This is a genomic window from Aeromonas bivalvium, assembly GCF_000819765.1.
Lineage (GTDB): Bacteria > Pseudomonadota > Gammaproteobacteria > Enterobacterales > Aeromonadaceae > Aeromonas > Aeromonas bivalvium.
Map to the genome: position 1 here is coordinate 1 of NZ_CDBT01000031.1, position 7,699 is coordinate 7,699.

Here is a 7,699-nt window from a genome sequence, read left to right on the forward strand (position 1 = left end):
TGCGGGTCTCCCGCACCACCTCAAAGCCGTGTTGCTTCAATGTGGCCACCACGTCTCCCCGATCGACCAGCTCACCGGCCGCCGCCAGCGAAAGCAGACCGTCGGTGATCGCCTGTGCCGCGTCCTGCTTGGCCTTTGGCAGGTTGCGGGGAGTCATCAAGGCCCGTTTGTTCAAGGGATCATCCGGGTCATGCAAGCCCAACTGGGCGTTGATCACCACCTTCCACGCATCGATGCGGGGCCGGTCGGCCCGGTCGAAATAGGGTTGCAGCCGCTTGCCACTTATCAGCTCGATATTCGGGATCACGAAGTTGAGTTCAAGCCGCTCTTTGTCCCGGTGCTCCACCCACAGACAGGCGTACTGATCTCGATCCAGCCCCGGCAGCAACGCACGCTCGAAGCTGTCCATCAGCTTGTCCTTGTCCTCCCGAGGCAAGTCAGCTTCCTGGAACGACAGCACGCCAGAGGTGTACTTTTTGGCGTAGGGGCTGCTGTCGATCAACGCCTCGATGAGACCCGGATCGCCGCGGTCAAGGGTCGCCCCCTCCCGATCCCGCTGCGGCCCCAGCAGGTAATCGATCGGGCCGCTACCGCGCCCCACGCCACGGGCATGAAATTTGACGATCATGACTCACTGCACAGCCAGACGGTGGCCACACTGAGCGCCTCATCGTGCTCCTGGTAAACCTCTCCGCTGACTTCCTGGCCATTCTTCAACAGCCGCAAGCTCCACCCCTGTTCGCCGGGCAACCGGATCAGGGTGTAGTCATACTCGGCTACGCCGCATTCGTTCATCACGTTACCTCCGTTGAGGGTGCAGACAGGGCCTGCAAAGCACGCTCCATCGCCATCAGCACCGCGATCACCTGGACACGCTCAACCGCGCCCCACTCCCCGCTATTCACTCGCCGCGCTACCTGGTTGAGGTTGTTGCCGATCCCGGCTATCTGCCTCAGCAGAGCCGGATCGGCTTTGGGTACCGGCGTTCGCCGCCGACCGGCAGCTTTGTCGTTACCAAGGCACTGGCTCCGCATCCATTCAGCCAGCCGTTCATCGCCACTCAAGCCCTTGAGCCGGGCCAGTTCCTCGGCGGTGACACGGATCTTGATCACCCGTTCGCGTTTGGTCGGAGTCATTTTTGGTCACCGTTACCGGTATGAAGCTGCCCCAGCCATGCCGACCGCACAGCATCATGCAGCCTGGCCACCACCTCGGGGTCTAGGGTCGAGGTGCGGCCATCCCGTAGGTTCAGCAGGAAGATCTCCAGCTCGCCACAATCCGGACGATTTAAGGTAACGGTGACCGTTTTTTCCCGTTGCCGTGCCCGGTAGGCCGCTTGCTTGGCGGCTGGGCTCAATGCCTTGCCGGTCGGTGGCCGACCTCGACGCTTGCTACTCGGCAGCAAGTCCAGGGTCTGGTCGTCTCGTTCGTCCTTCATCCGATCACCTCAATTCCGGTAACTGTGACCATATCCATCTCCTGTCCGCCGACCTGGGAAAGCCCGGAACGGGGTTTTTCGGGGCGGTGGAGGCAGGGGGTTTCGGGGGCGGCACGCCCCTGAACCAGCTTCACAGAGGAACCGAAGACGCGAAGCGGCGTAGGGCCCTCTGTGTATGCTGGCTTAGAGCCAAGTTTGACATAGCAGGAATAGGTTGTAACCACCTGTTGGCGAGACTATTTAAAGTAACAGTGACTGTAATTGGAGGGCTTCGAATGTAGGTAACGAATGGGAGGCAAAAGAGAGATCAAGAGGGGGATTATGCGTGCCCTGGGGAAGCAAAAAAAACGGGCGAAAAGGATGTCGGCAAGCCTCCTCAGTCAGCAGGCTCTCCTATCTTTCGCTGCGCTTCAAGATAGGAGAGCCCTCCTACAGACCCACATCGTTTTAGGGTCTTTTACAGGATAAGCTCGCCTTGCTCCGGACTATCGAGACTGCTTGCGGCAGCTCCCTCTCACGCGCTCCAGAGAACACACCCCGTCCCGCTGCACTCTGCTTTAGCCCCCGCCTGTTGGTCGGGCTGCCGCGCCGTTTTTTAAGAGCTGGCCGTGGTTGGTTCCCCGTTACGCTCTACTTGCAGATGCCCCAGGGTTGCGAGCCCTGGGAGGCTGTGGTGCGCGATTGCACGCTTGGGCAGTATGTGAGATTTCCCCGTTCTGCCCGACCTTCACACCCGCTACGGCAACAATCACTTGCGTCCAATCCGAGCGAATACGACAAAGCGCCAAAGGTGAAAGCCTTTGGTAACAGGGTTCGAGCAGGGGTTTGATACTTGAACAGTGGGCCGCACACGGCTAAACTGAGGGGGTACTTAACGGTATCCGCTTCCTGCTCGAAGCTGTTACCCACCGGGTTCTAAGGTCGCCAAACCGAAGATATCCGGGCAAAGAACCCACCTTACGGTGGGTTTTTTGTTTCTGACGAGCAGGTTACGCTGGATCTGAGGATCCGATCAAGATCATTTACGGGATCTTGTTGGGCTTCACACACAATCCCGGCTTGGCCACATAGACTTCATACCGCCCCATTTCTTGTGGCTCACGCAACAGGTCTTCCCCCGTAACAGGGTTGTAGGCAGGCCAAACGGGTTAGCCATCCACCCAATGCCATTGGGCCTTCATCGTCCGTTTGAATCGTTCCTGTTCCATCCCTCACTGACCACTTAAAGTCGCCATTCTGCCACAGGGAGCGATCGAGGCCAAAAATGCAGCGCAATAGCCCACGATTACAGCCCTTTTAAACCCTCTCTCAAGGCGTTGGCATGGCCTCAACAAAAAAACGCGCCACAGCGCGTTTGATGGCTGGATCCTGAGATCCTCACCACGATCTGCCCAAATGAGCCAAGGCGACCCCTATCATGGGCTGAAAAGGGTCATCCACAACGAAGTGGGGCCACTGGCCCCACCCTGCCCATGGTCCGGTCAACACAACCACGCTACAATGGTAATACCACGTAATACCATTGGGAGAGTCCCCCATGCCTGTGACCACCAAACCCATGTCCATCAAGCTCGACAGCGAGACCCAGACCCGCATCAAGCTGCTGGCCGCAGCCCGTGACCGCTCGCCGCACTGGATGATGCGCGAGGCCATCACCCAGTACGTTGAGCGCGAAGAGCGCAAAGAGGCGTTTCGCCGCGATACCCTCGATGCCTGGCAGGAGTTTCAGGAGACAGGCCTGCACGTCTCCCTCGAAGAAGCCGACCAGTGGCTGGCCGGTTGGGGCACTGAGACCGAAGGTGGCGCGCCTACATGCCACAAGTAACCCTTTCACCGGCGGCCCTGCGCGACCTCAAGCGCCTGAGAGAGTTCTTGCACAGCAAAAGCCCTGTCGTTGCACAGCGAGCCGCCCAAACCATCCGTTCAGCCTTGGCCCAGCTCGGCCAGCAGCCCGCCATGGGCCGCCCTGTTGAGGGGCTGCCGGAGACATTTCGCGAGTGGGTTATCTCCTTTGGCGACAGCGGTTATCTGGCCCGTTATTACCTGGAAGGCGACACCGTGGTGATCTTGGCTATTCGCCACCAACGAGAGGTTGGGTTTATTTAGGGGTTTGAAGTCCAACGCCACGAAAACGTACGTTAGTGGAGGGACTGTGTCTAAAAAGTCGATTTGGAGGCACTACACCTCTATAAAATACTCAAACCGATTTAATAGACACGCAATGATCTTTTTTTTCGGTGTATCTAATTTTTTGAATTAGTGGACAAATTTCCTTCGCGTACAGATCCGCCCCATTGGGCTTCAAACCCCGTTGAAGAAAATTAAATTACTCGAATAACCTTAGTTTGTTTGCATGGTAAGCAATGTGTTCGCCAATAAAGCTGGAAATGAAATAATAGCTGTGATCGTAACCAGTATGATATCGGATCGACGCTTTGATGTTCATCTCACGGCATACTCTCTCAAGGTTTTCGGTACGTAACTGCGTCTCATAAAAGTCGTCACTCAACCCCTGATCGATTAATATTTCTGGGAATGTTTCACCCTGTAAAATCAGGCTGACTGGATCGTAGGCTTCCCACTTTTTTCTGTTTTCACCCAGATACGCGGTAAATGCTTGTTGTCCCCATGGCACCAGAGAAGGTGATACGATCGGGGAAAATGCAGATACACTCACATATTCACCAGGATTTCGCAGAGCCAGAACCAGAGCGCCCACCCCCCCCATAGAATGTCCGGATATGGATTTTCTTGCCGTTGCAGGAAAATGATTCATGACGACATTCGGCAGCTCTTCGAGAAGATAGTCATACATCCTGTAATGTACATTCCACGGCTGTTCCGTCGCGTTCAGATAAAAACTGGCCCCCTGGCCGAGATCGTAGCCGTCGGCATCCGGGACATTATTACCCCGGGGACTAGTATCCGGGACAACGACGATGATGTTATGCCGGGCGGCATAATGCTGCATACCTGATTTAGTAATAAAATTCTGCTCAGTACAGGTCAGGCCAGACAACCAGTACAGCACCGGCAGTTTTTCTGTTACTGCTTTGGGAGGAAGATACACACCGAAATTCATTTCACAATTAAGAGATTGTGAATAATGTCGGTATACGTTTTGCCAGCCGCCAAAGCTGGCATGCTGCTCGATGAGTTCCATCAGCCATTATCTCATGTTTATTTCCCCTGACCGAAAATCAGGGGAAATATATTTAAATCCGGACGTCAGATGAACGTATAAGCTGTAATTTTGTTACCTGCCGGATCTCGCAGGTAGGCAGCATAGGCCCCTGGAAGGTGGCCGCGCGGGCCTGGCTGACCTTCATCAGCACCACCGGCGGCAAGGCCCGCAGCATGGAAAGCATCAACCTCTTCCGGGGTGGCAGCAGCGAATCCGACAGTCACCCCGTTAGCGGAAGGCGCCTCCCCGTTGCCCGGGCGAGCAATGATGAATGCCGGCTTTTCGCGACCATAAAGTACCCAACCATTACCAAACGGACCAAGGTTATTGATACCAAGCGATCCCAATACCGCATCGTAAAATGCGGCGGATTTTTCGACATCAGATGCTCCTATGAACACGTGAGAAAAGATGTCATTGCCAGAAATTACAGGTATTGCCATTATTAACTTCCTTCGATTTGCGTTTGTTAAAGTCTTGATGGGATCAGTAATGAATCACCGTCCGGATAGATTTACCTTCATGCATAAGCTCAAAGGCATCATTGATTTCATTCAGCGTCATGGTATGGGTCACAAAAGGCTCAAGCTCGATATTGCCCTTCATAGCATCCTCGACCATGCCAGGTAGCTGTGTGCGGCCTTTCACACCACCAAACGCGGAACCTTTCCATACTCTACCGGTGACCAGTTGGAAAGGACGGGTGGAAATCTCCTGCCCGGCCCCCGCCACCCCGATAACAACGGACTGTCCCCACCCACGGTGAGCACTTTCCAGCGCTGCACGCATGACGTTAACGTTACCGATACATTCAAAGGTATGGTCAATACCCCACTTATTGATATCCAGCAGAACATCTTTAATCGGTTTGTCATGGTCATTCGGATTGATGCAGTCGGTGGCGCCGAACTTACGGGCCAAGTCAAATTTTGTCGGGTTGGTATCGATAGCGATAATGCGACCCGCTTTTGCTTGACGTGCGCCCTGGACAGCAGCCAGACCAATTGCACCCAGGCCAAAAATGGCAACCGAATCGCCGGGCTGCACTTTAGCTGTGTTATGGACGGCGCCAATACCGGTAGTCACACCACAACCCAAAAGGCAGACGTGTTCATGGTTGGCCTCCGGGTTAATTTTTGCCAGAGAAACCTCGGCCACTACGGTGTATTCACTGAATGTGGAGCATCCCATGTAGTGGTAAAGAGGCTGACCGTTGTAAGAAAAGCGGGTGGTCCCGTCAGGCATCAGTCCTTTCCCCTGAGTCTCGCGAACCGATACACAGAGGTTCGTTTTACCGGACTGACAGAATTCACACTCTCCGCATTCGGCGGTGTAAAGCGGAATGACATGATCACCTGGCTTCACACTGGTGACGCCTTCGCCCACTTCAACGACGATACCTGCCCCCTCGTGGCCGAGAACCACCGGAAAAACGCCCTCAGGGTCATCCCCGGATAAGGTAAAGGCATCGGTATGGCAAACACCTGTGTGGGTGTTTTTAATCAGCACCTCGCCTTTTTTAGGCGGAGCAACATCAATTTCAACAATCTCCAGGGGCTTCCCTGGCGCAAAAGCAACGGCGGCACGTGATTTCATGCGTAATTTATCCTTAATGTAATAATGGCCTCAGCTATTTAAGATAGGCACGAACCAGCTCAATTGTATCGTCAACTGATTTACTGACTTCATGGTTGTAGCTGTCATTCTGGTCAAAGGTTTCCCGTATGTGGCTCTCCAGCACCTCCGCCATCAGTCCGTTAGCTGCGCCACGGACGGCAGCGATTTGTTGGAGAATGGAGCGGCATTCACCGCCATTCTCCAGAGCTCTTTCCAGAGCATCAATTTGCCCCCTGATGCGGCGAACTCGGGTAAGTACCTTTTTTTTCTCTTCCGGAGTACTGGGCATTGCGTACCTCACAGCTTTGCACTTTTATATACTATAGTGGTGTATGGTACTTAAATCAATGCATACCCCACTATAGTATGAAGGTGTGATTATTTTTTGGGGTTTGAAGCCCAATGGGGCGGATCTGTACGCGAAGGAAATTTGTCCACTAATTCAAAAAGTTAGATACACCGAAAAAAGAGCTCATTGCGTGTCTATTAAATCGGTTTGAGTATTTTATAGAGGCGCAGTGCCTCCAAATCGACTTTTTAGACACAGTACCCCACTAACGTACGTTTTCGTGCTGTTGGACTTCAAACCCCTTTACTAGGTGGGGCCACTGGCCCCACTCAATCACCGTACTCCCGATCACCATACTCTCTATACGCCCGCCCGAGGCTCATTCCACCACGCCGCAGTTCCCGCTCCAGGCTCAGGGCTTCAACTTTTGGCTCAATCGCTCGACTTGCTCGCTCAAGTGCAACACCTGCTTGCTCAAGCTCCCCACGCTCTCCCGCAATGCCAGGTTCTCGGTAGAGGTGGCCTCGAACATCAGCCGCAAATCGCTGTAGGCGCTCTCCCAGGCCGCGTGCTGCGCTTTGTACCCGCCTTCCAAATTCTCTAACGCTTTCAATAACTGCCGTTCGAGCTCTGTCATTCAGTACCCCTCCGGAATAAACATCACTCTCTGATCGCTCTGCCGCCGCCAGTACACCCCCTTCGCTGGTAGCTGAGTGTCCTTCGACACGGCTATACACCGCCGCTCCCCACACGTCCCTATGTGCAACGTTCCGCCCTTCTCCGCCAACTGCTCCAGTGTCGCGTTCTGGCGCGAGATCTCTACCCAGTTCTCGGCGATGACCCTCCCCTGGTACCACACCACGACCCAGCTGATCCCAAGCAGAAACGCCACCCCGATCAACGGAAAGACCCACCCCTTCAACACCAGCCAGCCCCACCTCCGGTTCTGGGCGTCGATAGCGGCGTTCAATCTCAGACCGCTTGATTCCAACGCCGCGAGAATAGCTTTCTCGTGCGGCTCGAACGCGTTCTTCACGCTCGTTTCGATATCGCTCGCCTGCTGCTTCGAGCTCTCTTCGAAGCTCTTGGCCAGCTCTAAAATCTTGCTCATACAGGGCCCCTTTTAGCCGGATATTCCGCCCCCCTTCCGGGTCGGCAATGCTGATACTCT

General features: G+C 54.6%; 12 protein-coding genes. 2 read left to right on the top strand and 10 right to left on the bottom strand.

The window, feature by feature from the left end; genetic code table 11:
- The 4 genes from BN1119_RS10995 to BN1119_RS11005 form a co-directional block, all read right to left on the bottom strand.
- On the bottom strand, positions 1-628 hold a 628-nt coding region (locus BN1119_RS10995), incomplete at its 3' end, for a relaxase/mobilization nuclease domain-containing protein (RefSeq protein WP_041997768.1).
- The gene (locus BN1119_RS20475; RefSeq protein ID WP_157438657.1) at positions 625-798 is read right to left on the bottom strand and encodes a hypothetical protein; all 174 of its coding nucleotides are present in this window, start codon (positions 796-798) and stop codon (positions 625-627) included. The genes BN1119_RS10995 and BN1119_RS20475, both read right to left, overlap by 4 nt.
- Positions 795-1,136, bottom strand: a complete 342-nt coding sequence (locus tag BN1119_RS11000; protein ID WP_021314589.1) for a MobC family plasmid mobilization relaxosome protein — start codon at positions 1,134-1,136, stop codon at positions 795-797. Before BN1119_RS11000 ends, BN1119_RS20475 begins: the two co-directional genes overlap by 4 nt.
- A complete protein-coding gene (locus tag BN1119_RS11005; protein WP_021314590.1) occupies positions 1,133-1,438 on the bottom strand; it encodes a hypothetical protein in 306 nt (101 codons plus the stop codon). Before BN1119_RS11005 ends, BN1119_RS11000 begins: the two co-directional genes overlap by 4 nt.
- Positions 1,439-2,975: 1,537 nt before the next feature.
- Between BN1119_RS11005 and BN1119_RS11015 the strand changes: the two genes are divergently transcribed.
- Complete coding sequence (locus BN1119_RS11015; RefSeq protein WP_021314592.1) at positions 2,976-3,263, top strand: CopG family ribbon-helix-helix protein; 288 nt, start codon at positions 2,976-2,978, stop codon at positions 3,261-3,263.
- On the top strand, positions 3,251-3,544 hold the full coding sequence (locus BN1119_RS11020) for a type II toxin-antitoxin system RelE/ParE family toxin (RefSeq protein WP_021314593.1): 294 nt from the start codon (positions 3,251-3,253) through the stop codon (positions 3,542-3,544). The genes BN1119_RS11015 and BN1119_RS11020 overlap by 13 nt, the downstream gene beginning before the upstream one ends.
- 220 nt (positions 3,545-3,764) lie before the next feature.
- On the opposite strand, the gene fghA is transcribed toward BN1119_RS11020, so the two are convergent.
- The 6 genes from fghA to BN1119_RS11045 form a co-directional block, all read right to left on the bottom strand.
- Positions 3,765-4,601, bottom strand: coding sequence for an S-formylglutathione hydrolase (gene fghA / locus BN1119_RS20050; protein ID WP_021314582.1), 837 nt, complete (start codon positions 4,599-4,601; stop codon positions 3,765-3,767).
- A gap of 65 nt (positions 4,602-4,666) precedes the next feature.
- Positions 4,667-5,065, bottom strand: coding sequence for a VOC family protein (locus BN1119_RS20055; protein WP_021314583.1), 399 nt, complete (start codon positions 5,063-5,065; stop codon positions 4,667-4,669).
- 43 nt (positions 5,066-5,108) lie between these two features.
- Positions 5,109-6,218, bottom strand: coding sequence for an S-(hydroxymethyl)glutathione dehydrogenase (gene frmA / locus BN1119_RS11030; protein ID WP_021314584.1), 1,110 nt, complete (start codon positions 6,216-6,218; stop codon positions 5,109-5,111).
- Positions 6,219-6,252: 34 nt separating this feature from the next.
- Positions 6,253-6,528 (bottom strand): formaldehyde-responsive transcriptional repressor FrmR, encoded by a 276-nt coding sequence (gene frmR / locus BN1119_RS11035; RefSeq protein WP_021314585.1) that lies wholly within the window; start codon positions 6,526-6,528, stop codon positions 6,253-6,255.
- A gap of 412 nt (positions 6,529-6,940) precedes the next feature.
- Positions 6,941-7,165 carry an MbeD family mobilization/exclusion protein gene (locus tag BN1119_RS11040; protein WP_021314586.1) on the bottom strand — a complete coding sequence of 75 codons (225 nt, stop codon included), beginning with the start codon at positions 7,163-7,165 and terminating at the stop codon, positions 6,941-6,943.
- Positions 7,166-7,639 carry an MbeB family mobilization protein gene (locus BN1119_RS11045; protein WP_021314587.1) on the bottom strand — a complete coding sequence of 158 codons (474 nt, stop codon included), beginning with the start codon at positions 7,637-7,639 and terminating at the stop codon, positions 7,166-7,168.
- Between the last annotated feature and the right edge of the window lie 60 nt (positions 7,640-7,699).

Coding starts and splice junctions, on each gene's coding strand:
- BN1119_RS11000 (WP_021314589.1), bottom strand. CDS start 1,136: ATGACTCCGACCAAACGCGAACGGGTGATCAAGATCCGTGTCACCGCC.
- BN1119_RS11005 (WP_021314590.1), bottom strand. CDS start 1,438: ATGAAGGACGAACGAGACGACCAGACCCTGGACTTGCTGCCGAGTAGC.
- BN1119_RS11015 (WP_021314592.1), top strand. CDS start 2,976: ATGCCTGTGACCACCAAACCCATGTCCATCAAGCTCGACAGCGAGACC.
- BN1119_RS11020 (WP_021314593.1), top strand. CDS start 3,251: ATGCCACAAGTAACCCTTTCACCGGCGGCCCTGCGCGACCTCAAGCGC.
- fghA (WP_021314582.1), bottom strand. CDS start 4,601: ATGGAACTCATCGAGCAGCATGCCAGCTTTGGCGGCTGGCAAAACGTA.
- BN1119_RS20055 (WP_021314583.1), bottom strand. CDS start 5,065: ATGGCAATACCTGTAATTTCTGGCAATGACATCTTTTCTCACGTGTTC.
- frmA (WP_021314584.1), bottom strand. CDS start 6,218: ATGAAATCACGTGCCGCCGTTGCTTTTGCGCCAGGGAAGCCCCTGGAG.
- frmR (WP_021314585.1), bottom strand. CDS start 6,528: ATGCCCAGTACTCCGGAAGAGAAAAAAAAGGTACTTACCCGAGTTCGC.
- BN1119_RS11040 (WP_021314586.1), bottom strand. CDS start 7,165: ATGACAGAGCTCGAACGGCAGTTATTGAAAGCGTTAGAGAATTTGGAA.
- BN1119_RS11045 (WP_021314587.1), bottom strand. CDS start 7,639: ATGAGCAAGATTTTAGAGCTGGCCAAGAGCTTCGAAGAGAGCTCGAAG.